This is a genomic window from Saccharomonospora sp. NB11 (assembly GCF_015910535.1).
Classification (GTDB): Bacteria; Actinomycetota; Actinomycetes; order Mycobacteriales; family Pseudonocardiaceae; genus Saccharomonospora.
Window position 1 is genome coordinate 101,955 of the sequence record NZ_JACBJG010000014.1, and the last position, 25,173, is coordinate 127,127.

Annotated in this window: 23 protein-coding genes; 19 read left to right on the forward strand and 4 right to left on the reverse strand. The window is 70.1% G+C overall.

Annotation, left to right across the window (positions count from 1 at the left end; translation table 11 throughout):
• The first annotated feature begins 126 nt into the window (after window positions 1–126).
• The 16 genes from murG to JAV51_RS18755 all read left to right on the forward strand — a co-directional run bounded on the left by murG (window position 127) and on the right by JAV51_RS18755 (window position 17,002).
• Window positions 127–1,269: an undecaprenyldiphospho-muramoylpentapeptide beta-N-acetylglucosaminyltransferase gene (murG, locus tag JAV51_RS18680; RefSeq protein ID WP_197322040.1), complete on the forward strand. Its 1,143-nt coding sequence runs from the start codon at window positions 127–129 to the stop codon at window positions 1,267–1,269.
• Between the two features lie 43 nt (window positions 1,270–1,312).
• Window positions 1,313–2,737: a UDP-N-acetylmuramate--L-alanine ligase gene (gene murC / locus JAV51_RS18685; protein ID WP_197322041.1), complete on the forward strand. Its 1,425-nt coding sequence runs from the start codon at window positions 1,313–1,315 to the stop codon at window positions 2,735–2,737.
• 178 nt (window positions 2,738–2,915) lie between these two features.
• Complete coding sequence (locus JAV51_RS18690; RefSeq protein WP_307845929.1) at window positions 2,916–3,575, forward strand: FtsQ-type POTRA domain-containing protein; 660 nt, start codon at window positions 2,916–2,918, stop codon at window positions 3,573–3,575.
• Window positions 3,576–3,603: 28 nt separating this feature from the next.
• The gene (locus JAV51_RS18695) at window positions 3,604–4,110 is read left to right on the forward strand and encodes a DinB family protein (protein ID WP_197322043.1); all 507 of its coding nucleotides are present in this window, start codon (window positions 3,604–3,606) and stop codon (window positions 4,108–4,110) included.
• Window positions 4,111–4,326: 216 nt separating this feature from the next.
• Window positions 4,327–5,625, forward strand: a complete 1,299-nt coding sequence (gene ftsZ / locus JAV51_RS18700) for a cell division protein FtsZ (RefSeq protein ID WP_197322044.1) — start codon at window positions 4,327–4,329, stop codon at window positions 5,623–5,625.
• Window positions 5,626–5,692: 67 nt separating this feature from the next.
• Complete coding sequence (pgeF, locus tag JAV51_RS18705; RefSeq protein WP_197322045.1) at window positions 5,693–6,397, forward strand: peptidoglycan editing factor PgeF; 705 nt, start codon at window positions 5,693–5,695, stop codon at window positions 6,395–6,397.
• Window positions 6,382–7,131, forward strand: a complete 750-nt coding sequence (locus JAV51_RS18710; protein ID WP_197322046.1) for a YggS family pyridoxal phosphate-dependent enzyme — start codon at window positions 6,382–6,384, stop codon at window positions 7,129–7,131. Before pgeF ends, JAV51_RS18710 begins: the two co-directional genes overlap by 16 nt.
• Window positions 7,132–7,212: 81 nt before the next feature.
• Window positions 7,213–7,830 carry a cell division protein SepF gene (locus JAV51_RS18715; RefSeq protein ID WP_197322047.1) on the forward strand — a complete coding sequence of 206 codons (618 nt, stop codon included), beginning with the start codon at window positions 7,213–7,215 and terminating at the stop codon, window positions 7,828–7,830.
• Between the two features lie 47 nt (window positions 7,831–7,877).
• Entirely contained in the window at window positions 7,878–8,147 is a 270-nt protein-coding gene (locus tag JAV51_RS18720) for a YggT family protein (protein ID WP_197322079.1), read from the forward strand.
• Window positions 8,148–8,196: 49 nt separating this feature from the next.
• Window positions 8,197–9,036: a DivIVA domain-containing protein gene (locus tag JAV51_RS18725; protein WP_197322048.1), complete on the forward strand. Its 840-nt coding sequence runs from the start codon at window positions 8,197–8,199 to the stop codon at window positions 9,034–9,036.
• A 66-nt stretch (window positions 9,037–9,102) separates the two neighbouring features.
• Window positions 9,103–10,044 carry a hypothetical protein gene (locus JAV51_RS18730; RefSeq protein WP_197322049.1) on the forward strand — a complete coding sequence of 314 codons (942 nt, stop codon included), beginning with the start codon at window positions 9,103–9,105 and terminating at the stop codon, window positions 10,042–10,044.
• A 334-nt stretch (window positions 10,045–10,378) separates the two neighbouring features.
• Window positions 10,379–13,558 (forward strand): isoleucine--tRNA ligase, encoded by a 3,180-nt coding sequence (gene ileS, locus JAV51_RS18735; protein WP_197322050.1) that lies wholly within the window; start codon window positions 10,379–10,381, stop codon window positions 13,556–13,558.
• Window positions 13,559–13,569: 11 nt separating this feature from the next.
• A complete protein-coding gene (locus JAV51_RS18740) occupies window positions 13,570–13,863 on the forward strand; it encodes a DUF167 domain-containing protein (RefSeq protein ID WP_197322051.1) in 294 nt (97 codons plus the stop codon).
• Between the two features lie 10 nt (window positions 13,864–13,873).
• Window positions 13,874–15,352, forward strand: coding sequence for a potassium/proton antiporter (locus tag JAV51_RS18745; protein ID WP_197322052.1), 1,479 nt, complete (start codon window positions 13,874–13,876; stop codon window positions 15,350–15,352).
• 73 nt (window positions 15,353–15,425) lie between these two features.
• Window positions 15,426–16,079, forward strand: a complete 654-nt coding sequence (gene lspA / locus JAV51_RS18750) for a signal peptidase II (protein ID WP_197322053.1) — start codon at window positions 15,426–15,428, stop codon at window positions 16,077–16,079.
• A complete protein-coding gene (locus JAV51_RS18755; protein WP_197322054.1) occupies window positions 16,076–17,002 on the forward strand; it encodes an RluA family pseudouridine synthase in 927 nt (308 codons plus the stop codon). Before lspA ends, JAV51_RS18755 begins: the two co-directional genes overlap by 4 nt.
• A gap of 58 nt (window positions 17,003–17,060) precedes the next feature.
• Here JAV51_RS18755 and JAV51_RS18760 read toward each other — a convergent pair whose 3' ends face one another.
• The gene (locus JAV51_RS18760) at window positions 17,061–18,188 is read right to left on the reverse strand and encodes an AsnC family transcriptional regulator (protein WP_197322055.1); all 1,128 of its coding nucleotides are present in this window, start codon (window positions 18,186–18,188) and stop codon (window positions 17,061–17,063) included.
• Window positions 18,189–18,222: 34 nt separating this feature from the next.
• On the opposite strand from JAV51_RS18760, the gene JAV51_RS18765 reads away from it, so the two are divergent.
• Window positions 18,223–19,893: a DUF885 family protein gene (locus JAV51_RS18765; protein ID WP_197322056.1), complete on the forward strand. Its 1,671-nt coding sequence runs from the start codon at window positions 18,223–18,225 to the stop codon at window positions 19,891–19,893.
• Between the two features lie 3 nt (window positions 19,894–19,896).
• Here the strand turns inward: JAV51_RS18765 and JAV51_RS18770 are convergent, their stop codons facing one another.
• Window positions 19,897–20,547, reverse strand: coding sequence for a sortase domain-bontaining protein (locus JAV51_RS18770; protein WP_307845930.1), 651 nt, complete (start codon window positions 20,545–20,547; stop codon window positions 19,897–19,899).
• Window positions 20,548–20,766: 219 nt separating this feature from the next.
• On the opposite strand from JAV51_RS18770, the gene JAV51_RS18775 reads away from it, so the two are divergent.
• Both JAV51_RS18775 and JAV51_RS18780 read left to right on the forward strand, forming a co-directional pair.
• Window positions 20,767–21,729 (forward strand): Ppx/GppA phosphatase family protein, encoded by a 963-nt coding sequence (locus JAV51_RS18775; RefSeq protein ID WP_197322081.1) that lies wholly within the window; start codon window positions 20,767–20,769, stop codon window positions 21,727–21,729.
• Between the two features lie 24 nt (window positions 21,730–21,753).
• Window positions 21,754–21,951 (forward strand): hypothetical protein, encoded by a 198-nt coding sequence (locus tag JAV51_RS18780; protein WP_197322057.1) that lies wholly within the window; start codon window positions 21,754–21,756, stop codon window positions 21,949–21,951.
• A gap of 6 nt (window positions 21,952–21,957) precedes the next feature.
• Here the strand turns inward: JAV51_RS18780 and JAV51_RS18785 are convergent, their stop codons facing one another.
• Window positions 21,958–24,378, reverse strand: coding sequence for a glycoside hydrolase family 65 protein (locus tag JAV51_RS18785; protein ID WP_197322058.1), 2,421 nt, complete (start codon window positions 24,376–24,378; stop codon window positions 21,958–21,960).
• Window positions 24,375–25,121: a beta-phosphoglucomutase family hydrolase gene (locus JAV51_RS18790; RefSeq protein ID WP_197322059.1), complete on the reverse strand. Its 747-nt coding sequence runs from the start codon at window positions 25,119–25,121 to the stop codon at window positions 24,375–24,377. The genes JAV51_RS18785 and JAV51_RS18790 overlap by 4 nt, the downstream gene beginning before the upstream one ends.
• Between the last annotated feature and the right edge of the window lie 52 nt (window positions 25,122–25,173).

The window sequence follows — 25,173 nt, forward strand, 5'->3', positions numbered from 1 at the left end:
CTCGCCGGAGGGGCGTGGTGCGTCGCCGGTGGTGCGGCGCGCGGAAGACACTGGAGAAGGACGGACGTGACCGAGGCAAGTCCCGGCGGCGCTGACACGCCGCGTGCACAGTCGTCGGAAGGCGACATGGTTGAGAACTCCGCGACCGGTTCTCCGAACGGGGCCGTACCGACGGCGTCGGCTCCGACCGTCGTGGTGGCGGGCGGTGGAACGGCAGGACACATCGAGCCCGCGATGGCGCTCGCGGACGCGGTGATGCGACTGCGTCCGGACGCCCGTGTCGTCGCGCTCGGCACCGAGCGCGGGTTGGAGAACAAGCTCGTGCCCGCGCGGGGCTATCCGCTGGAGCTGGTGCCGCCGGTGCCGATGCCGCGCAAGCCGACGTTCGATCTGGTGAAGTTGCCGCTCAAGGTTGCCGACTCGGTGCGTCGGACCCGGGAGGTGCTCGACCGCGTCGGGGCGGACGTCGTCGTGGGCTTCGGCGGCTACGTCTCGCTGCCCGCCTATCTCGCGGCGCGGGGCCGGGTGCCGATCGTCGTCCACGAGGCCAACAAGCACGCGGGGCTCGCCAACAAGGTGGGTGCCCGGTTCGCCGCCAAGGTCGTCGCGGCGGTGCCCGGCACGTCGCTGCCGGGCGCGGAGGTCGTGGGCATCCCGCTGCGCCGGTCCATCACGGCTCTCGACCGGGCGGGGCTACGCGCCGAGGCGCGTCGGCACTTCGGGCTCGACCCGGAGGCACCGGTGCTCCTGGTGTTCGGCGGCTCGCAGGGGGCGCGCTCGCTGAACACCGCGGTCTCGCAGGCTGCGCGGGAATTCGCCGACGCCGGGGTGTCCGTGCTGCACGCGCACGGGCCCAAGAACACGCTCGCGGTGCAGGAGTTCCCCGGCAAGCCCCCGTACGTGCCCGTGCCGTACCTGGAGCGCATGGACCTCGCCTACGCCGCCACCGACCTGGTGCTCTGCCGGTCGGGTGCGATGACGGTGGCGGAGGTCTCGGCTGTCGGTCTGCCCGCGGTGTTCGTCCCGCTCCCCCACGGCAACGGCGAGCAGGCTCTCAACGCGAAGCCCGCCGTGGACGCAGGGGCGGCGTTGTTGGTGCCCGACGCGGAGCTGACGAGCGACAAGGTGACCGAACTCGTGATACCTCTGGTGACCGACCCGGAGCGGCTCTCGCGGATGAGTGCCGCCGCGGTCGGTCTGGGGCACCGGGAAGCCGACGAGGTGCTCGCGGCCATGGTGTTGGCTCAGGCCGAGGGGAGGGGTCGGTGAGCTGGTTGAGCACTGCATTCGACGAGGGGGAAGGTTGGGGTCCATGACGGAGACACCCACCGTGCGGGAGTTGCCCGAGGTGTTGCGACGCCCGCATCTGATCGGCATCGGCGGAGCGGGGATGAGCGGGATTGCGCGCATCCTCCTCGCCCGGGGAGCCCGGGTGTCGGGCTCCGACGCCAAGGACTCGCGGGCGTTCCTCACCCTGCGGGCCCAGGGCGCGCGCATCGAGGTGGGGCAGCGAGCGGAGAACCTCGACGTGTTCGACGACGCGCCGTCGGCGATCGTCGTGTCCACGGCGATCAAGGAGAGCAACCCCGAACTCGCCGCCGCCCGTGAGCGGGACATCCCGGTGTTGCACCGTGCGGAGGCGCTGGCGGCGCTGATGGAGGGGCACCGCGTCGCCTGCATCGCCGGGACGCACGGCAAGACCTCGACCACGTCGATGCTGACGGTGGCCTTGCAGCACTGCAGGTTGGACCCGTCCTTCGCGATCGGCGGTGACCTCAACGAGTCGGGAGCCAACGCCCACCACGGCGAGGGCGGGATCTTCGTGGCGGAGGCCGACGAGAGCGACGGGTCGTTCCTGTCGTACACGCCGTCGGTGGCCGTCGTGACCAACGTCGAGCCCGATCACCTCGATCACCACGGTACGGCCGAGGCTTACCACCAGGTGTTCACGGAGTTCGTGCGCCGCATCGACCCGGACGGCGTGCTGGTCGTGTGTGTGGACGACCCGGCGGCGGCCGACCTGGCCACGTTCGCCGACGGCATCGGCCTGCGGGTGCGGCGCTACGGTCGGGCGGCCACGGGCGACGGTGACGCCCACGTCGTCGACTACCGCCCGAGCGAGGACGGCGGTGTCGTGCGGGTCGTGCTCGGCGGTGAGGAACTCGAGGTGCGGGTCGCGGTCCCCGGCGAGCACATGGCGTTCAACGCCGTGGGCGCGTTGCTGGCGGGTCTGGAGCTCGGTGCCGATCCGACGGCACTGGCCGAGGGACTCGCCGCCTTCGGAGGCGTGCGTCGCCGGTTCGAGTACAAGGGCCGGTCCGCCGACGTCCGGGTGTACGACGACTATGCCCACCACCCGACGGAGGTCGAGGCGCAGTTGCGGGCGGTGCGGCAGGCGGCGGGCAGTGGCCGGGTCGTCGTCGTGTTCCAGCCGCACCTGTACTCGCGGACCAAGGCGTTCGCGAGCGAGTTCGGCGAGGCTCTGGGGCTGGCAGACGAGGTCGTCGTGCTGGACGTCTACGGCGCCCGTGAGGACCCCGAGCCCGGGGTCACGGGCGAGTTGGTGGCCTCGCGGGTCCGTGGTGCGAACGTCCACTACGAGCCCGCCTTCGACCGGGTCGTTCCCCTGGTCGCCGACCTGGTCAAGCCCGGTGATCTCGTGGTGACGATGGGGGCGGGCGACGTCACCCAGCTCGGCCCCGAGGTACTCGCCGAGCTGGACCGTCGCGACCACTGAGGACGACGCCGCCGTGGCCACGACACGTCAGCGCGGTTCCCGTCGCTCCCGGGCGACGGGAACCGGGTCGTCCCGTGGTGCGCGACCGGCCCGGGGCACCGGACGCGGAACGGCCCCGGGACGGCGTTCTGCGCGGACGTCGGGCGCGTCGGGGTCGAGGAAGGGGCACAGCCACCGGGTGAGGCAGCGACGCCGCATCGTCGCGCTGAGCGCCGTCACCGTGGTGGGCCTCGGCTATCTGCTGTTCTTCACCTCGTTCCTCGGGGTGAGCACGGTGGAGGTGGTGGGCGCGCGCACGGTGGCCGAGCGAGACGTGCTCGCGGCTGCCGAGGTGGCCGAGAACGAGCCGTTGTTGCGCCTGGACACCGACGCGGTGGCCGAGCGGGTCGCCACGCTGCCCGACATCGCGACGGCGACGGTGGAGCGGAGCCTGCCGTCCACCGTCACGATCACCGTGACGGAGCGGCGAGCGGTCGCCTACCACGACGGCGATCGCGGTCTCCGCCTCGTCGACGCGGCCGGTGTGCCGTACAAGACCGTGCCCGAGCCTCCGGACGGGCTGCCGCGCCTCGAACTGTTCGACCCGGGCCCCGCCGACGACGTGACGCGGGCGGTGACGACCGTGCTCGCGGCGTTGCCCGCCGAACTCGCCGACGAGGTCGTGGCCGCGAGGGCGAGCACGCCCGGTGCCGTCGAGTTCGACCTGGCCGACGGTCGGGTCGTGCGGTGGGGCGACGCCGACCAGAACACGCAGAAGGCCCAGGTGCTCGCCGTCCTGCTCACGCGGGAGGGCGAGGTGTACGACGTGTCGAGCCCGGAGCTGCCCACCGTCTCGTGACGAAAGCGGGACGTGGCAATGTGAACGCGTGAGCAAGATCGACACGCGTCCCGAGCCGCCGCACAACGGATCGGAACGCGACACCCTGGGCGGGTTCCTCGATTTCCTGCGCGCGACGATCCGCTGGAAGTGCGAGGGCCTGACCGACGAGCAGGCTCGCCGAGCGCTGTTGCCGAGTGAGCTCACCACGGTGTCGGGACTGGTCGGCCATCTCACCTACGTCGAGCACTACTGGTTCGAGGTCGTGCTGGCGGGTGAGCCGAACGTGTGGTCCGAGGCGCTCGCGTCCGACCCGGACGCCGAGTTCCGTCGCGCGCTCGATGTCCCGTTGGCGATTCTGCTCGACCGTTACGAGGCGCAGTGCGAGCGCAGCCGCCACATCGTGGCGAACCGGGCGTTGGAGGACGAGGTGCCCTTCCGCGAGGGAGTGGTGAGCGTTCGGTTCGTCCTGACTCACCTGATCGAGGAGACGGGTCGTCATGCCGGACACCTGGACGTGTTACGAGAACTACTCGATGGACGGACAGGTGAGTGAGCACGGGGAAACACGTTGTGGCGAAAGACGTTTGCGACACGCCGCGTGGCTGCTGGATTCCTGGCTGCAGTGTGCCTACGGTCCGTCAGCAACGTTGGTAGTTGACATAACTCTCGACCTCTACTTCAGGTTCAGGGTTCTCGCGGATCGGCCCGCGCTCGTCGACGATCCAGCGCCGATGCACGACAGCACCACCACGATCAGGAAGGCAACCCGATGACGCCCCCGCACAATTACCTCGCGGTGATCAAGGTCGTCGGAATCGGCGGCGGCGGTGTGAATGCCGTGAATCGCATGATCGAGGTCGGCCTGAAGGGCGTCGAGTTCATCGCGGTGAACACCGACGCGCAGGCCCTGCTGATGTCCGACGCGGACGTCAAGCTGGACATCGGCCGCGAACTCACGCGGGGCCTCGGCGCGGGCGCGTCCCCCGAGGTCGGCCAGAAGGCCGCCGAAGACCATCGCGAGGAGATCGAGGAGGTCCTCAAGGGGGCCGACATGGTCTTCGTGACCGCCGGCGAAGGCGGTGGTACCGGCACCGGCGGCGCGCCCGTCGTCGCGCAGATCGCCCGCAAGCTCGGGGCTCTCACCATCGGCGTGGTCACGCGGCCGTTCTCCTTCGAGGGCAAGCGCCGTGCGCGGCAGGCGGAGGACGGCATCCAGGCCCTGCGCAACGAGTGCGACACCCTGATCGTGATCCCGAACGACCGGCTGTTGCAGCTCGGCGACATCGGCGTGTCCCTGATGGACGCGTTCCGCTCCGCCGACGAGGTCCTGCTGTCCGGTGTCCAGGGCATCACCGACCTGATCACGACCCCGGGTCTGATCAACCTCGACTTCGCCGACGTCAAGAGCGTGATGTCGGGCGCGGGGAGCGCGCTCATGGGCATCGGCTCCGCGAGGGGCGAGGGACGGGCCGTGCAGGCGGCCGAGAAGGCCATAAACTCGCCGCTGCTGGAGGCGTCGATGGACGGCGCACACGGTGCTCTGCTGTCCATCGCGGGTGGTTCGGACCTCGGGCTGTTCGAGATCAACGAGGCGGCCTCCCTGGTCCAGGAATCGGCCCACCCCGAGGCGAACATCATCTTCGGGACGATCATCGACGACTCCCTCGGCGACGAGGTGCGGGTCACCGTGATCGCGGCGGGCTTCGACGCCGGTGCGCCGACCCACAAGAAGCTCGACCCGGGCACCTTCGGCACGCGCAGCTCGTCCGGCGACTCGGACTCCAGTGGGTCCCTGTCCCCGACGTCGCGCGAGCAGCGGGACGGTACCTCCCGGTCGCGCAGCGAGGCCACCAACCCGACGCCTCCGGTGAGGAGGGCGACCCCGTCCGCCGGACAGGGCAGTCAGTCCGGCTCGTTGCCGTCCGCGGGATCGCGCGGGTACTCGGTTCCGTCGCCGACGTCGTCCACGGCGCACCGGACGCAGGGCAGCCTGCCCAGCCGGTCGTTTCCCGTGAACGACGACCCCAGCGACGACGACGTCGACGTCCCGCCCTTCATGCGCCGCTGAGCCGCCGGACGCCGCGGCTAAGCTCGCGGACGCCGGTGGAAAGCAGGTGTCGAAGGAGTTGAACGCGGTGCGCATTCGGCGTGTGGTGACCACGAGGGCGGGCGGACGGTCGAAGCCGCCGTTCGACTCGTTCAACCTCGGTGATCACGTCGGTGACGATCCCGAGGCCGTGGCCGCCAACCGTCGCCGTCTGGCCCACGAGTTGAGTCTGTCGGAGGACCGCCTCGCCTGGATGGAGCAGGTGCACGGCCGGACCGTGACCGTCGTGGACGGCACGGAGACCCGTCCCGCCGAGGCCACCGACGCGCTCGTGACCACCGAACCCGGGGTGGCGCTCGTGGCGTTGGTCGCCGACTGTGTGCCGGTGCTGCTGGGCGACCCGGAGGCGGGCGTCGTGGCCGCCGTGCACGCGGGCCGGGTCGGTGCCCGGGTCGGTGTGGTCAGGGCGGCTCTCGAGGTCATGGTCGCGCAGGGAGCGCGACTCGACCGGGTCGAGGCGCTGCTCGGTCCCGCCGTGTGCGGCGAGTGCTACGAGGTGCCGAAGGCGATGGCCGAGGACGTGGAGGCACACCTTCCGGGCAGTGCGTGCACGAGCCGGAAGGGAACGCCCGCGCTCGATCTGAAGGCGGGGCTGTGGAATCAGCTGGCCGACTTCGGCGTCGGCAAGATCGGAGTCGACCCGCGGTGCACGATGGAGGACGAGACCCTCTTCAGTCACCGCAGGAGTGCTCCGACGGGAAGGATCGCGGCCGTCACATGGATGGAGAAGTGAACGACCAGCAACGTCACGACGAGATCGCGGCGGCGCTGCGCGCGGTGACCGAGCGCGTGGCGGCGGCGTGTCGCCGCGCCGGACGCTCGCCCGACGAGGTCCGGATGATCGCCGTCACCAAGACGTTCCCGGCTTCGGACGCCGCGGTGCTGGCCGATCTCGGTGTGCGCGACTTCGGGGAGAACCGGGTCCAGGAGGCCGCCGCGAAGGTCGAGGAGGTGGCGCGCCTGCGTCCGGAGGCCGACGTGCGGTGGCACATGCTCGGCCGACTCCAGCGCAACAAGGCGCGATCGGTGGCGAGGTGGGCCGCGGAGGTGCAGTCGGTGGACTCCCTCCGGCTGGCCGACACGCTCACCAAGGCGGTGCGGGCCGCACTGGACTCGGGCGAGCGGGATCGGCCGCTCGACGTGCTCGTCCAGGTCAGCCTCGACGACGATCCGTCGCGTGGCGGCTGCCCGGTCGACGATCTTAGTGAGCTCGCCGACACAATCGCCCGGCAGAGTGATCTTCTCCACTTACGCGGTGTGATGGCCGTCGCGCCGCTGGGAGTCGACCCCGCGCCGGCCTTCGACCGGCTAGCCTCGATCTCCGAGATGCTGCGGAAAGATCATCCGGGGGCCACGGAGATCTCGGCGGGCATGAGTGGTGATCTGGATCAGGCCATCGCGTACGGCTCGACGTGTGTGCGTGTCGGAACCGCGTTGCTCGGCGGACGAGGTTTAGCCTCCCCCTAGCAAGGTCCACCCGAGCGGCATCCAGACGGCCCGACCGTGTGTTGGACCGCACGAGTAGACCGTGGAGGGCGAGGGAGAGGCATGAGCGCGCTGCAGAAGCTGAAGGCCTACTTCGGGATGGTCCCTGCTGAGGACGACGAGTACGACTTCGACGACGACTACCGGCGCGACTACCAGAGCGACGACTACACCTACGACGAGTCGACCTACAAGGACTCGACGAGGCGCTCCCGGCCGCGCTACCGCGTCATGGACGAGTTCGAGGAGGCCGAGAGCCCTTCGAGCCGAGTCCGTCGTGGCTCGTCCCGCAGTGAACCGGCCGTCCACGGCTCCCTGGCGATGGACCGGCAGCCCGAACCGGTGGCTCGGGTACGGCCGATGAGTTCCGTGACCCCGGCGGCGGATTCCGCGCGTGATCCGCTGAGCCGCATCATCACGTTGCACCCGACGAGTTACGCGGAGGCACGTGAGATCGGTGAGGCGTACCGGGACGGGGCGCCTGTGATCATGAACCTGACGGAGATGGAGAACGCCGACGCCAAGCGTCTGGTCGACTTCGCGGCTGGTCTGGCCTTCGCGCTGCGCGGGTCCATGGACAAGGTCACCAACAAGGTGTTCTTGCTCTCACCGCCCGACGTGGACGTGACGGCGGAGGATCGCAGGCGCATTGCGGAGGGCGGGTTGTTCCTCCGGCACTGATCACGAAGCCGACGTGTGGCAGAGTGGTCACCGTGGTCGCTGTTCGCATGATCCTGTACTGGCTGCTGTTCGCGTTCTGGCTCCTGCTCACGGCGCGTATCGTGGTGGAGCTCGTTCGTGCCTTCGCTCGTGACTGGCGCCCCGTCGGTGGGGTTGCGGTCACGCTGGAGACCATCTACACAGTGACCGACCCACCGGTTCGGCTCGTGCGTCGGATTATTCCGATCGTACGGATCGGCGGAGTGGGACTAGACCTATCGATTATGGTGCTGCTGTTGGTTGTGTTCATACTGATGCAGCTGGCGCTGCCCGGGTAACGGGGAACCCGGGTGGAACGGCAGGCCATGGAGTGCGTGAGGTGATCTGATGTCGTTGACTCCTGCTGACGTGCATAACGTCGCGTTCAGCAAGCCTCCGATCGGCAAGCGGGGCTACAACGAGGACGAGGTGGACGCGTTCCTCGACCTTGTGGAGACCGAGCTTGCCCGGTTGATTGAGGACAATAACGAGCTGCGGCAGCAGGTCGAACAGCTCGATGCCGAGTTGGAATCAACTCGTAGCGAGTTGGAATCCGCGAAGGCCCACGGTGCCAGGGACGACGCGCCCTCGCGCCGGCTCGCGCCGGTTCCGCCCCCCGCGACCGCGATGGAGCAGACCCAGGCCACCGGTCTGATGCCCGACGCCGGTGAGCCGAACGTCCAGGCGGCGAAGGTGCTCGGCCTCGCCCAGGAGATGGCCGACCGGCTCACCGCCGAGGCGAAGACCGAGTCGGACAGCATGCTCGCCGAGGCGCGGACGAAGTCGGAGCAGTTGCTCTCCGACGCCCGGTCCAAGGCCGACTCGATGGTCAACGAGGCGCGCACCCGCGCCGAGACCATGCTCAACGAGGCGCGCACCAGGGCGGAGACGCTGGAGCGCCAGGCGCGCGAGAAGGCGACCAACATGGATCGCGAGGCGCAGCGCAAGTACACCGAGACGCTGAACAACCTCAACACCGAGAAGTCCGCGCTCAACAAGAAGATCGAAGAGCTGCGCACGATCGAACGCGAGTACCGCACCCGCCTCCGGGGCTTCCTGGAGTCGCAGCTGCGGGAGTTGGACGACAGGGGATCGGCGGCGCCCGCGTCGGCGTCCACATCGAGCTCCAGCAGCTCGAGCAGCAGCGGACAGGGCTACTCGTTCGGTCCGCGCGCTGAGGCCGGCTGAGGCGGCCAGCCGGGCGTTATGGCAGGTCACCCGGTCGTGACGCCCGTGGCTGTGTTGTAATTCACCGTGCTCTACATCGTCCTCCTTCTGGTGCTGATCGCCCTGGGGTTGGTGGTGGCGGCACTCGCCACAGCCAGCTCCCTGTGGGCGTGGGTGTCGATCGGTGTCTCCGGGCTCGCCGGGATGCTCCTCCTCGTCGACCGCGTGCGTATGCGGCGGCGGACGGGGTCGGCGAGCGAGTCGGAGACAACTCGCGACGACGACACGGGCAAGGTGGGTGGCGACGGCGACGAGGCCGACGCCTCCGCGTCCGACGATCCGGACGGTCGCGACTCCGAGGTCGCTGAGGGGGCCGCCGGTCCCGCGACGCGTGAGGATGCCGAGGCGGCCGACGTGGACCCGGCCACCGAGTCCACATCGACTGCCGACGCAGCCGAAACCGCCGAGGTCACCGAGACCGCTGAGGTGGAGGCCAAGCAGGCCGACACGCTGGTGCTCGACCCCGACGCCGCGGCCGAGCAGACCGACGGTGTGCCGTCCGACGGTGTTGCGTCCGAGTCCCCCGCCGCACAGTCCGACGACCGCGGCGACGACGCCACGCGGGCCGAGTCGTCGGAGGCCGGCGAGGCGGACGAGGAACCGGCGGTTCCGGAGCGGGAGCCGGTGGCGGCGGACGGCATCGATCCGCTCACCGACACCCAGCCCCGTACCGCGCTGTTGGCTTCCTCAGGCGAGCTCGCCGGGGCCGACGTCGATCCTCCCGAGGAGGACTCGTCCGTCGACGACGCGTTGCTCGTCTCCGATTCGACGGCCGAGGTCCTCGTGGTGGACGAGTATCCGCGCTACCACCTCGGGCACTGCGGCTGGCTCGGTACGCGCGCGACGATCCCGCTGGCGGTGCGGGAGGCGCGCGAGCTGGGTTTCACCCCGTGTGGGCTGTGCAAGCCCGACGCCGCACTGGCCGCTGCCCACAGGCGGCGCCGCGCCTCGCGCCGCAACACGGCCTGAGGTGAGCGGCACGGACGGTGAGTGACGGGTCCCTGGTCCGTGGTGTGGTGGCCGGGGCTACTCTGTACGGCACAGGCGTCGATCCGGCCATCACCGGGGAGCTTCCGGAAGAACGGACCTGCGGTGTTCCGCATACGGGTCTCAGTAGAACCGGACGGGACCGGCCCGTCACAGCCGTCGAATGAGTGGTCCGCGCGTGTCGTCCGCGCGGGCAAGCGGGGTGGTACCGCGCTACGTGCGTCGCAGGACGCCGTTTCGTCCCCGAGCACGCCATTGCCAACGCATGGCAGGCACGGCCTGAGCGAGACAGCGAACACCGCGAGGAGCGCACCAGATGTACCCGAAGGCATCCTTCGGCGATCAGCCCGCCGACCAGGTTCCCGCCCAACCGTCGTTTCCCGCGTTGGAGAAGGACGTCCTCGCCTACTGGGAGTCCGACCGGACCTTCGCGGCGACCGTCGAGGCGCGTGAGGCCGGGACGAACGGCAGCAACGAGTACGTCTTCTACGACGGACCTCCGTTCGCCAACGGGCTTCCGCACTACGGCCACCTGCTGACCGGCTACGTCAAGGACATCGTTCCGCGGTACCAGACGATGCGGGGCAAGCGCGTCGAGCGCCGGTTCGGTTGGGACACGCACGGGCTGCCCGCCGAGCTGGAGGCGGAACGACAGCTCGGCATCACCGACAAGTCGCAGATCGACGACATGGGCATCGCCGAGTTCAACCAGGCGTGCCGTGAGTCCGTGCTGCGGTACACGAAGGAGTGGCAGGAGTACGTCACTCGCCAGGCCCGCTGGGTCGACTTCGACAACGACTACAAGACGCTCGACATCTCCTACATGGAGTCGGTGATCTGGGCGTTCAAGCGGCTGTGGGACCAGGGCCTCGTGTACGAGGGCTACCGGGTCCTGCCGTACTGCTGGCGGGACGAGACGCCGCTGTCCAACCACGAACTCCGGATGGACGACGACGTCTACAAGAGCCGGCAGGACCCTGCCGTGACGATCGGGTACCGCATCGACGGCAACGTCGGCGCGCTCGCGGAACTCGACGGCGCCTATCTGTTGATCTGGACCACGACGCCGTGGACGGTGCCGTCGAACCTGGCCACCGCGGTGCACCCGGAGGTCGACTACGTCGTCGTGCGGACCGACGACGGCAAGCGCTTCGTCCTGGCCGAGGCCCGCGTGAGCGCGTACGCCAAGGAACTCGGCGAGGAGCCCGAGGTGGTGGCGCGGTACAAGGGCGCGGACCTGCTCGGGACCCGCTACGTGCCGCCGTTCCCCTACTTCGTCGGGCACGAGAACGCGCACCGCGTGCTGGCGGCCGACTACGTGACCACCGACGACGGTACGGGCATCGTGCACATCGCCCCCGCCTACGGTGAGGAGGACAAGGCCGTCACCGACGCCGCCGGGATCACGCCGGTCACCCCGGTGGACGCCCGCGGGCGGTTCGACGCCCAGGTGCCCGACTACGAGGGCCAGAACGTCTTCGACGCCAACGCCAACATCATCCGCGACCTGAAGAACGGCACCGGGTCCGCGACGCAGGGCGCCATCCTGCTGCGTCACGAGACGTACGAGCACTCCTACCCGCACTGCTGGCGGTGCCGGAACCCGCTCATCTACCGGGCGGTCTCGTCGTGGTTCGTGGCGGTGACGAAGTTCAAGGACCGCATGGTCGAGCTGAACCAGCAGATCACCTGGTACCCGGAGCACGTCAAGGACGGGCAGTTCGGGAAGTGGCTGGAGAACGCGCGCGACTGGTCGATCTCGCGCAACCGCTACTGGGGCACGCCGATCCCGGTGTGGGTGTCGGACGACCCGAACTACCCGAGGGTGGACGTCTACGGGTCGCTCGACGAGCTGGAGCGGGACTTCGGGGTGCGACCCACCGACCTGCACCGCCCGCACATCGACGCCCTCACCCGGCCCAACCCGGACGACCCGACCGGCAAGTCCACGATGCGCCGGGTCCCGGACGTGCTGGACGTGTGGTTCGACTCCGGGTCGATGCCGTACGCGCAGGTGCACTACCCGTTCGAGAACGCCGAGTGGTTCGAGCACCACTACCCGGGCGACTTCATCGTCGAGTACATCGGCCAGACCCGCGGCTGGTTCTACACGCTGCACGTGCTGGCCACGGCCCTGTTCGACCGGCCCGCCTTCCGCACGTGCGTCTCGCACGGCATCGTGCTCGGGTCCGACGGGCAGAAGATGTCGAAGTCGCTGCGCAACTACCCGGACGTCACCGAGGTGTTCGACCGCGACGGCTCCGACGCCATGCGTTGGTACCTCATGTCGAGCCCGATCCTGCGTGGCGGCAACCTGATCGTCACCGACAAGGGCATCCGCGACTCCGTCCGGCAGGCCGTGCTGCCGCTGTGGAACTCGTACTACTTCCTCGCCCTCTACGCCGGGGCGGAAGGCGTGTCGGGCACGGTGCGGACCGACTCGACGCACGTGCTCGACCGGTACCTGCTCGCGAAGACGCACGAACTCGTCACCGACGTGGCCAGTGCCCTCGACGACTACGACATCGCGGGTGCGTGCTCGACGGTGCGGGACTTCCTGGAAGTGCTCACCAACTGGTACGTCCGTCGTTCGCGGGACCGGTTCTGGGAGGGCGACCGCGACGCGATCGACACCCTGCACACCGTGCTGGAGGTCGTGTGCCGCACCGTGGCGCCGCTGCTGCCGCTGACCACCGAGGCGGTGTGGCGGGGGCTCACGGGCGGTCGCTCGGTGCACCTGACGGACTGGCCGCTGGTGGACGAGCTGCCCGCCGACCCGGCGTTGGTGACGGCCATGGACCGGGTGCGTCAGGTGTGCTCCTCGGCGCTGTCGCTGCGCAAGGCCAACAAGCTGCGGGTGCGGCTTCCGCTCGCGAAGCTGCTGGTGGCGGCGGAGGACGTCGAGACGTTGCGCCCCTTCGCCGACATCGTGCGCGACGAGGTGAACGTCAAGTCGGTCGAGTTCACGACGGACGTGGCGGCGCACGGCCGGTTCGAGGTCGTGGTCAACGCCCGCGTCGCCGGTCCTCGCCTCGGCCGGGACGTGCAGAAGGTGATCAAGGCCGTGAAGGCGGGTGACTGGACCGCGACCGCCGAGGGCGGGGTGGTGGCCGCCGGGATCGAGCTGCGGGACGGCGAGTACGAACGTCGGCTCGTCGCCAAGGAGTCGGGTGCCGCCGCGGAGCTGCCGGGCGGGCACGGGCTGGTCGTGCTCGACACCGAGGTGACCGACGAACTCGCCCTGGAGGGTGTGGCTCGGGACCTGGTGCGCGTGGTGCAGCAGGCTCGCCGCGACGCCGACCTGGCCGTGTCCGACCGCATCACCCTGACCGTCGACGCGCCGGAGGACGTCGTCGCCGCAGCGAAGACCCACGAGGAGTTCGTCGCGTCGGAGACGCTGTCGACGGCCGTCCGTTACGGCACCGTGGAGGGCGGCTTCGAGGGCACCGTCGGCGACGGGGCCCGGGTGCGGGTCTCGGTCGCCGCGAACGCCTGACGGGTGATCGGATGCGGTTCGCCGTCCGGGTGAAGGCCGGAGCGAAGCGCGACGTCGTCGGCGGACGATGGAACGGGACGCTCGGCGAGGCCCTCGTGGTCTCCGTCCGAGCGCCCGCCGTCGACGGCAAGGCGAACGCCGCGGTGTGCACGGTGCTGGCCCGCGCCTTCGGGGTGCGGGCCCGTGACGTCACCGTCGTGAAGGGACAGCGGTCCCGGGACAAGTTGGTGGAGGTCCCCGACGGGGACGGCACCGCGGACCGCCTCGCCGAGCTGAAGGACGCGGTGACCCGCACGTCAGGCTGAGCGAGGTGACATGAACGAGCTGCCCGCAGTGCTCGGCGCGGGTGCGCTCGTTCTCCTCGCCTCGGCGTTCGCCGTCCGGTTCTCGATCCGGCTCGGGCTGCCGTCGCTGCTCATCTACCTCGGTATCGGCGTCCTGATCGGAGAGTCCGGGCTGGGCGTCCAGTTCGAGGACGCCACGCTGATGCAGACGCTCGGCGTCGCGGCGCTGGTGATGATCCTCGTCGAGGGCGGCTTGACGACCGACTGGTCCGCGGTGCGGCCCGGACTGGGCCCCAGCATCGTGCTGTCGGTCGTCGCCGTGGTGGTCACGGTCGTGGTGACCGGCGCGGCACTGCACTGGCTGCTCGACCTCGACTGGCGGACGGCGCTGCTTTGGGGAGCGGTGTTGTCGTCCACCGACGCGGCCGCGGTCTTCTCGGTGCTGCGCTCGTCGGGGATCGGTCGTCGCCTGTCCGGGGTCGTGGAGCTGGAGTCGGGCCTCAACGACGCTCCGAGCTACATCGCCGTGGTGCTGCTCACCACCGGAGTGACGGTGGACTGGCTGTTGCCCTTGCAGTTGCTCTACCAACTCGGGGTGGGCGCGCTGATCGGGTTGGCGGTGGGCGTGGCCGGAGGTGAAGGGCTGCGGCGCAGTGCCTTGCCCGCCACGGGCCTCTACCCGCTGGCGACGGTCGCGATGTGCGTGGTCGCGTACTCGGCCGCCCAACTGTCCGGGGCGTCGGGGTTGCTCGCCACGTTCCTGGCGGGGCTCGTCCTCGGCAACTCCAAGCTGCCACACCGGTCCGACACCCTGTCGTTCGCGCAGGGGCTGGGGTGGATCGCGCAGATCGGAGTCTTCGTTCTGCTGGGGTTGTTCTCGTCCCCGGACCGGTTGCCCGCCGCGATCGTGCCCGGGTTGTTGGCTGGGCTCGTGGCCGTCCTGCTGGCCCGCCCACTGGCCGTGGTGCTGTCCACGACGCCGTTCCGGGTGCCATGGCGCGAACAGGTGTTCCTGTCGTGGGCGGGGCTGCGGGGCGCGGTGCCCATCGTGTTGGCGACCATCCCGCTGGCAGTCGACTATCCCGGGGCGCAACTGCTGGTCGACGCCGTGTTCGTCATCGTGATCGTCTACACGCTGCTGCAGACGGCATTTATGACACCGCTCGCGCGCGCGCTCGGTGTGGCGTCGGGTACGGAACCGCAGCAGATCGACATCGACGCGGCACCGCTCGACGAGCTGGGGGCGGTGCTGTTGCAGGTCCGCATCTCGCAGGGGTCCCGGCTGCACGGCGTCTACCTCGCCGAACTCCGGTTGCCGCGGGGGGCGAGCGTGAGCCTCGTCGTCCGTCGAGGCCGGGCGTTCACCCCGGAGGCCACGACCCGCTTGCAGGAGGGCGACCAGCTACTCGTCGTGACCACGGAGGCCGCGCGGAACGCCACCGAACGCAGGCTGCGCGCCGTCGGCAGGGCCGGACCCATCGCCCGCTGGAAGGGCGAGACCGGGGACTGACGGCGACGGCGGCCAGGGGACGCCCCTCCGAGTCGCGTGACGGACGCTCGGCGGGGGCGTGGACAATGAAGCGGTGAACACCGAGCAGCAACCTGATCCCTCGGACACCGAGGAGCCGCGGCCCGCCGTTCTGCCCCGTCGCAGAGTGGGCCTGCTGGCCCTCGCCGCGGTGCTCGCCTACGCCGTCGACCTCGTCACCAAGGTGATCGTCACGGCGACGTTGGAGGGGGAAAAGCCCGTTCGGCTGCTCGGCGGTGCGGTGTACTTCCAACTGCTGCGCAACCCCTACGCGGCGTTCGGCATGGACATCGGTGGCACGTGGCTGCTGACGGCCATCGCGATCGCCGTGGTGGTCGGGATCGTGTGGTTCGCGCGCCGAATCCGGTCGGCGGGGTGGGCGATCGGACTCGGACTGGTGCTCGCGGGTGCTCTCGGCAATCTCACCGACCGCATCTTCCGCGCGCCCGCCGTGTTCCAGGGCCACGTGGTCGACTTCATCTCCGTGTTCGGCCCCAACGGACAGTACTTCCCCGTGTTCAATGCCGCGGACTCGGCGATCACCGTCGGAGCGGGGTTGATCGTGCTTCTCACGGTGTTGGGCCGCGACTACGACGGCAGCGTCATCCCTCGGGGGCGGAAGGCGGCGGACGCCGACGGCAGCAACAGCGCAGACGACACGGACGGCACCGACGGAACGGACACCGACGACAGGGGGGCTCGGTCGTGAGCAGTCGCATGTTGCCCGTGCCGGACGGGCTGGACGGGATGCGGGTCGACGCCGGACTCGCGAAGTTGCTCGGGCTGTCGCGCACCGTCGTGGCGGAGCTGGCCGTGGCGGGTGACGTGCTGCTCGACGGTCGGCCCGCGGGCAAGTCCGACCGACTGGTGGCGGGAAGCCTGCTGGAGGTGTCGCTGCCGGAACCCGACGCGCCGGTCGACGTCGTGGCGGAGCCGGTGGAGGGCATGACGATCCTCCACGAGGACGACGACATCGTGGTGGTCGACAAGCCCGTCGGGGTCGCCGTGCACCCCAGTCCGGGCTGGACGGGACCGACGGTGGTGGGGGGACTCGCCGCCGCGGGACTGCGCATTTCGACCTCGGGCGCGGCCGAGCGGCAGGGCGTGGTCCACCGGCTCGACGCGGGGACCACGGGCGTCATGGTGGTCGCGAAGAGCGAGTACGCCTACTCGGTGCTCAAGCGGGCGTTCAAGGAACGCACCGTGTCGAAGGGCTATCACGCACTGGTGCAAGGGCATCCGGACCCCACGCGCGGCACGATCGACGCGCCGATCGACCGGCACCCTCGGCACGACTACAAGTTCGCGGTCGTGTCGGGCGGGCGGCCCTCGGTCACCCACTACGAGGTCACCGAGGCCTTCCGTGCCGCGTCGCTGGTGGACATCCGGTTGGAGACCGGCCGCACCCACCAGATCCGGGTCCATTTCTCCGCGATGCGCCACCCGTGCGTCGGTGACCTCACGTACGGGGCGGACCCCGTCCTCGCACGCAAGCTCGGGCTGTCCCGGCAGTGGCTGCACGCGCGCAAGCTCGGCTTCGCGCACCCGAGCGACGGCCGGTGGGTCGAGTTCACGAGCGAGTACCCGGCCGACCTGGCGAAGGCACTCGAGGTGCTGCGCGCGGAGTCCTGAGCACCCTCGAGGACATCGAGATCGCACGGGTGACGAGAGTGGGAACTCCGCGGGGGAGTCATTCCTCCAGGGACCAGATGAGGCTGCGGCCGTCCGGTTCGGGTCGAGGACTCCACCGCACGCCGGTGATGCGCACCGACTCGCCGACCACGTAGACCGTGTGGCCGCCGCTCGTCTCGCCGGGCTGGACGCCGATCTTGTGCGGCGGACGGGAGGTGAGCGAGACCGGTGCCTTGGCGATCGCCTCGCCGTCGGCGGTGAGGAGTTCGAGGTAGTTGTCGGGCAGCGAGGCGAACGGGATCGAGCCGGTGTTCGTGACCTCCGTGTGCACGACGACGGCGCGCTCGTTCTCCTCCAGGCTGTAGCCCGCGGCCGAGAACAGGTAGTCGGCCGGGTCCTGCACCTCCAGCAACTGCACCGCCAACTGCTCACCTTCGAGGCCGACGGTGTCGAGGGCGTCGCCCGGCCGACCCTGCTTCGGGGTGGTGCTGATGGGGAGTTGGTCGCCACGCGCCCATTGCGCGCTCTGCGGCGGACCCCAGGTGTTCATCACCGGGTCCGGGGCGATCGGCGGCGGGGCCTGATGCGCCCCCGTGGCGTGTGGTGACGCGGGTTGCGTGGCCGGGGGGAAGGCACCGGAGGGCGTCCCCTGGACGGCGAACGCACCCGACGGCGTGCCGGGCGCCTGGTGGGGACCGGTGGGGGTGCCTTGGACCTGGTACGAGCCCGATGGCGTTCCCTGGACCTGGTACGAGCCGGACGGGGTGCCCTGGACGTGGTGAGGTCCGCTGGGTGTGCCGTGTACCTGATAGGCCCCGGAGGGGGTTCCCTGCACCTGGTACGCGCCGCTGGGCGTGCCCTGCACCGGGTAGGCGCCCGAGGGAGTGCCGTGCACCTGGTGTGGTCCGCTCGGCACTCCGGGGGCCTGGTACGGGCCGCTCGGAGGCCCCGTGACCTGGTGTTGTGATGGATGCGGGCGTGAGGACGCGAGAGCTGCGCGCAGGCCCGCGGGGTCGCTCTCGACCCCGACGAGGAGCGGCAGTCCCTGCGCCGACAGTCCCACGAGCCGGTAGGCGACGTCCCGCGGATCCATCCCGACTCTCGCCGCGAGTTCGTGCACGGCCATCTTGCCCGCCTCGGCCAGTGCGGCGAGCAGGTGTGCGTCGACAGGATCGGTCAGGGCCACGGGCCAGAGCCTAGTCGGCCGGTAGGCTGCGTCCATGGCGCCCACGACATCCGTGACGACTCTCGCCGATGAGTGCGTCGACCTCTTCTTCGACATCGAGCCGCTGCAACCGGTCCTTCTCGGACTCGACCCGACGCGCGTGGGTCTGGGTGACGTCAGCGAAGCCGCCGAGAGGGAACACCGTGCCGCGCTGCAGCGCCTCGTCGAACGGGCGGAGGCGCTCGACGTCTCGGAGCGCTCCGACGAGGACCGGGTCACGCGTGACGTGATCGTCAGTCAGGCGAGGTCCCGGATCGAGCAGCTCGACACCAAGTCGGTGGAGTTCACGATCACCGACTTCTTCGTGGGGCCCGCCGCGAGTCTGCTCACCCTGCTGCCCATGGTGGGTGTCGCCACCCCCGAGCAGGGCAGGGCGCACCTGGACCGGCTCGCGGCCATCCCCGACTACCTGGACCAGGTGCTGCAGCGGCACCGGGCGGGGCTCGCGGCGGGCCGAACGCCGGTCGCGCACCTCGTACGGGCCTCCGTCGAACACCTCGACCGCTATCTCGCCGCACCGACCGACGACCCGCTCCTGCGTCAGACGCCGCCGGACGAGGAATTCACCGCACGTCGCGACGCCCTGCTCGCCGACGTCGTGCGCCCGGCGTTCGCGCGGTACCGCGACGCGCTCCGCGCGGAGTTCGTCGACCGGGGCAGGCCGGAGGACCGGCCCGGTGTGTGTCACCTGCCCGAGGGCGACGCCGTGTACGCGGCGCTGGCGCGCGTGCACACCACGACCGAGCGCAGCCCGGAGGAGCTGCACGCCACCGGCCTCGACTGCATCGAGCGCCTGGCCGAGGAATATGCCGTCCTCGGTCGTCGGGTCTTCGGCACGGAGGACGTCCAGGAGATCTTCGAGCGGCTGCGGACCGATCCGGCGCTGCGATGGAGCGGTGCCGAGGAACTGCTCGACACTGCACGCGCCGCCATCACCCGGGCGGAACGCGAGGCGCCGAACTGGTTCGGGCGGATTCCGCCTCAACCGTGGGTGGTGGAGGCCGTCCCGGCCGCGGAGGCGCCCGGTGCGCCTGCCGCCTACTACCTCCAGCCCTCCGTCGACGGGGCACGACCCGGCACGTACTTCGCCAACACGCACCAGGCGACCGAGCGGTTCCGGCACACCTCCGAGGTGACGGCGTTCCACGAGGTGATCCCGGGGCATCACTTCCAGATCAGCACGGCGTTGAATCTCACCGACCTCCCGCTGCTGCGCCGCATCAGCGACGTCAACGCCTACATCGAGGGCTGGGGCCTCTACACCGAACGGCTCGCCGACGAGATGGGCCTGTACTCGGACGACGTCGCGCGGCTGGGGATGCTCAGCATGGACTCCGTGCGGGCGGGCCGGCTCGTGGTCGACACCGGTCTGCACGCGAAGGGGTGGAGCAGGCAGCAGGCGATCGACTTCCTGGAACGCAACACCCCGATGGCGGGTGTGGAGATCGTGGCCGAGGTCGACCGCTACATCGCCTACCCCGGACAGGCGCTGTCGTACATGGTGGGTCGCCTCGAACTCCAACGGCTGCGGGCCGAGGCCGAACAGGCGCTGGGTTCGCGGTTCGACATCCGCGCCTTCCACGACCTCGTGCTCGGCGGCGGCGCTCTGCCCATGACCGTGTTGGGCGACGTCGTGCGGACGTGGGTCGAGCGGCAGAAAGGGTGAGTGTCACGCGCCCTCGGTCACGGCGGTGAGCCGCGCCGACACCACGAGCGCCGGGTCGCGAGCGTCCACCGGGTTCACCGCGGTGAGCAGGCGTAGCTCGGGTTCGTCGGTGGGGCCGGTGGCGTGGGCGAGCGCGTGTTGCTGTGCCACTTCCTCGACGCGGTACACGGTGAACACGCCGATCCTGCCGTCGGCGCGGACCACGCGGACCGTGTCGCGTGGGCGAAGGGAGTGCAGTGAGAAGAAGCTGCCGCGTTCGAACGCGAGCTCAATGTGTCCGGTGAGGACGGCGGTGCCCGCCTCGCCCGGTGTGGGGCCGTCGACCAGCCACCCGACGGTCGAGGCGTGCCCAGGGACGTCGGCGCCGCCGGACGGTGTTCTCCCCAGGGCGACCACTGCGGTGTCCACGCCGAGCGTGGGAAGCTGGACCCGGATCGGTGCCGAGTGCGGCAGAGCGGCGTGGGCGATCGGGGGTGGTCCGGCGGCGACGGTTCTGGGTGCCGCTCCCTCGCCGTCCGAGGCGAGCGCCGACGTCTCGTCCGGTGTGTGGAGCAGCGTGGTCAGGACGACGGTCGCCGCCAAGGCGGTCATCCCCGCCGTCAGCGCGGCGACCCGACGGAGGCCCGGTGAGCGTAGTCCCAGGACCTGGGTCACTGGGCGCTTCTTTCCCGATCGGCAACCTCGATCGCGTTCACGGATCGCCCCTCCCGCGATTAATCCCCTCACTGGAGGGATCGGCCGAAAGGGAGCACCGTTACCGGAAAGCGACACTCAGGTTGAATCTCACCCTTTCGGGTTATCACTCTGTTGGTTTGCCGCCGGAAGCGGGAAGTCTGGGTCCTCAGGACGACGGGAAGGTGGACGACTGTGACGATGAGGGGCACGGTGGCCGTGCTCGACGTGGGATGCTTCAGCGCACGTCTCCTGGGGGTCGACCGGGGCGGATCGCTGCTCGAACCCGTTCTGAGTCACAAGACCCGACTACGCCTCGACCGGTCACTCGACGCCTCGGGTCGCCTGCGTGACGACGGGGTGGAGTCCGTCGTCTCCGCCGTGCGGGTCGCGAACGAGGTCGCGGCGCGGCACGGTGTCGACGAGCTGTTCTGCTTCGCGACCTCGTCGATCAGGGACTCGGCCAACGCCGACGAGGTGGTGGAGCGCGTGGAGGCCGAGACCGGCCGTCGACTGCGGTTCTTCAGCGGGACCGACGAGGCCCGGCTCGCCTACCGCGCCGCCCGGGTCTGGTTCGGCGCGGGTGTCGGGCCGTTGTCCGTCCTCGACGTCGGGGGCGGAACCCTGGAGCTCGCGGCGGGCCACGGTCTTCACGCGGACTTCGCGCGGTCGCTTCCGTTGGGGGCGCGGGAGACCACCCGGGCCTGGCGGCTCGACACGGAGCGGCCGTCCGAGGAGGCCATCGAGGCCCTGCGGTCCCACGCCATCGAGGAGATCCGCGACGCACTCGGGGAGGACGAGGCCCGGCTGCGCGAGTTCGGTGTCGTGGGGTGTTCGAAGGTGCTGCGGCAGCTCGCCGTCGTGGCAGGCCGCCGGCGGAAGGGCACGATCCGGACGCGGGAGCTGCACTTGGAGGACGTCCGGGAGCTCGTTCCGAGGCTCGCGGCACTCCCGGCCTCGCGTCGTTCGGAGGTTCGCGGCATCTCCCGGCCTCGGGCCCGGCAGGCGTTGGCCGGTGCCGTCGTGGCCGAGGCGTTGCTCACCGTCTTCGGCGGTCCTGCGGCGATCTGCCCCTGGTCCACCACTCACGGTGTGCTGTTGGCGTTGCTCCACGACGCGGACGAGCTGAGGCAGAGCCTCGACGGCCGGGTCACCGCGGCCTGAGGCACGAGCGACACGGAGGTGACGATGCGACCGAACGACGACGTCCCCCGGCCGACCGAACCGGAACCGCCCGACTTCGAACCCGACCTCGACCGCCGTCGGGACACCGGGGAACACAGGCCACTGCCCACTCCGGACGTGCCCGAGCCGCCGAATCGCGACGACGTGCGTCCCGACGACGACGTCGAACCGGACGTGGGAACCGTCGAACCGCCCGACTGACGATCCTCACACCTGGGAGGCGGTGGCCGCCGGGCTCGCGGACACCGTCGGGGCGAGCGGGGCGGCGTGCGGGAGGCGTCGCACCGGTGCGCGCCACGCGGGCTGCGAGGGCCGTTCGAGCTGCTCGGCCGGTGGAATCGGCATCGTCACGGGCTCCTCCGTGACGGTCACCGGGACGTCGTAGTGCGTGATGGTGAACGGTTGCCCGTGCGTCAGCGCGTAGCGTGCCGTGTCCCGCTCGATCTCCACGCAGAACTGGCTGCCCCGGTAGCACATGCGGAACGCGATGCGCCTCGGCACGGGAGGCAGGCGCGGTCGGAAGCTGAGTTCGCCGTCGTGGTCACGCATGCCGCCGAAACCGGCCACGATCGCCAGCCAGGAGCCCGCCAACGCCGCCATGTGCAGGCCGTTGCGGACGTTGTTGTGCAGGTCGTGCAGGTCGGTGAGTGCCGCTTCGGCGAAGTAGTCGTAGGCGAGGTCGAGGTAACCGCACTCCGCCGCCATCACCGCCTGGGTCGCGGCCGACAGCGACGAGTCCCGCACGGTCAACGCCTCGTAGTAGACGAAGTTGCGCCGCTTCTGTTCCAGTGAGAACGCGTCACCGCGCAGGTGCATGGCCAGGACGAGATCGGCCTGCTTGATGACCTGCTTGCGGTACAGGTCGAAGTACGGGTAGTTGAGCAGCAGGGGATAGCGGTCGGGCGGCGTGTTCGCGAAGTCCCACTTGGCGTGCTCGGTGAACCGCTCCGACTGCGGATGCACCTTGAGCAGTTCGTCGTAGGGCACGCGCATCTTGCGGGCCGCTTCCCGCCACCCGGCGACCTCGACGTGGTCGACGCCGAGTCGTTCGGCGATGTCGGGTTGCCGTTCGCACGAGTCGGCGGCGGCCCGCAGGTTCCGTTGCGCCATCAGGTTGGTGTAGACATTGTTGTCCACCACGGCCGAGTACTCGTCCGGACCGGTGACCCCGTCGATGCGGAATCCGCCGTGGGGGTCGTGGTGTCCGAGCGACATCCACAGCCGCGCCGTCTCGGTGAGCAGCTCGGTGCCGCACTCACGCTCGAACTCGACGTCGTGAGTGGCGTTCAGGTACCGCAGCACGGCGTCGGCGATGTCGGCGTTGACGTGGAACGCCGCCGTTCCGGCAGGCCAGTACGCCGAGCACTCGGCGCCGTTGATGGAACGCCACGGGAACGACGCGCCCCGGAGGTTGAGCTGTCGCGCCCTCTCCTTCGCTTTGTCCAGTGTGGAGTGTCGCCAGCGGAGGGCGTCACGGGCGGCGTCGGGCAGCGTGTAGGTGAGCAGTTGCAGGACGAACGTCTCGGTGTCCCAGAAGGCGTGGCCGTCGTAGCCGGGACCGGTGAGTCCCTTGCCCGGGATCGCGCGACTCTCGCCTCGGGCCCCGGCCTGCAGGACGTGGAACAGGGCGAACCGGACCGCCTGCTGCAGTTCCGGGTCACCCTCCAGCTCGACGTCGGCGCTCGCCCAGAAGTTGTCGAGGAACTGTCGTTGTTCGGCCAGCAGCCCGTCCCAACCGGTCTGTAGTGCGCCCGCCAGTGCCGCGTCGACCTGTGCCCGTAGCGCCGGGATGGAGCGTTGCGCCGACCAGCCGTAGGCGAGGAACTTGGTGAAGCTGAGCTTGCTGCCCATCGGCACGTCGACCGCGAGCGTGAGCCGGGCGAGGTCCGGTTCGCACTCGATCTCGGTGCGCAGCCCCGGGCTCTCCTCGATCTGGTGATCCATGGCCGCTGCCATCCGAAGGCCGGAGCGCTTCGTGCGGTGCACGAGGACGGCGCTGTAGTCCTCGGCCTTGGCGTACTCGCACAGCAACGGTGCTTCGAGCGCTGCCGCCACCCGGGGATCGCCCGTCGGCTGTTCGATCGGCTCGTTGGTGAGCAGGTCGGACTGGGCGACCAGTTGGATGCGACCGTCGAGCGGCTCGACCTCGTAGCGCACGGCGGCGACCGCCCGTTGGGTGAACGACACGAGGCGTTCGGTGCGGACCCGCACCCTGCGGCCGGTGGGCGACGTCCACTCCGTCTCACGGCGCAGGGTCCCGGACCGGAAGTCGAGGACCCGGTGGTGGCTCGTCGCCTGTCCGTACCGCATGTCGAGCGGCTCGTCCTCGACCAGGAGCCGGATGACCTTGCCGTCGGTCACGTTCACCACGGTCTGGCCTGCTTCGGGATAGCCGTACCCGGCCTCGGCGTACGGCAGTTCGTGCTCCTCGTAGAAGCCGTTGAGGTACGTGCCGGGCAGCCCGCGAGGTTCGGCTTCCTCCAGGGTGCCGCGCATGCCGATGTGGCCGTTCGACAGCGCGAAGGTCGATTCGGTGCGCTGCAGCTCCTCCACGTCGAGTCCTTGCCAGCGCAGTTCCCAGGGTGAGCGCGCGTATCCGCGCTCCACGCCGGGCAGGTGGTCGCTCACGCCCTCTCCTCCAGCAGTTCCGCGAGGTCGTCGACGACGACGTCGGCCCCGTGATCGCGCAACGACTTCTCCTGCTCGTCGTGGCCGTCGCCGCCGACGCGGTTGACGCCCACGACGTAGCCGAAGCCGCCGTCCCGCCCCGCACGTACCCCGGCCTGTGCGTCCTCGAACACCGCTGCCGACGACGGCCGGACGTCGAGCTGGGCCGCGCAGGTGAGGAATGAGTCGGGTGCGGGCTTGCCCCGAAGCCCCTTCTCCCTGATGACGACGCCGTCGACCCGCACCTGCACGTAGTCGCTCAGCCCGGCGGCGTCGAGCACGGCGGCACCGTTGGCCGACGAGGTGACCACGCCGATCGCCAACCCGAGTCGGTTCGCCGCGTCGAGGTAGCGGACCGATCCGGGATACGGCTCGACGCCGTCGGCGATCAGTTGCAGCAACAACCGGTTCTTGCGGTTGCCGATGCCGTGCACCGTGTCGGCGTCGACGTCGTCGTCGGGGGTCCCCTCCGGCAGTTCGATGCCCCGGGACGCGAGGAAGGCGCGGACCCCGTCGAGTCGGGGACGACCGTCGACGTAGGTCGTGTAGTCCCGGCTGCTGAACGGGTCGGAGGTCGGCTCGTGCTCGGCGAGGAACTCGTCGAACGTCCGCTTCCAGGCGCGCATGTGCACCGCGGCGGTGTCGGTGAGGACACCGTCGAGGTCGAAGAGACACGCGGTGACTGCGTCCGGGAGCCCGATCATGTCTGTCACGCTAGTAGCCGGGCGACCACCCGGCATGGCGACGAACCCGGGT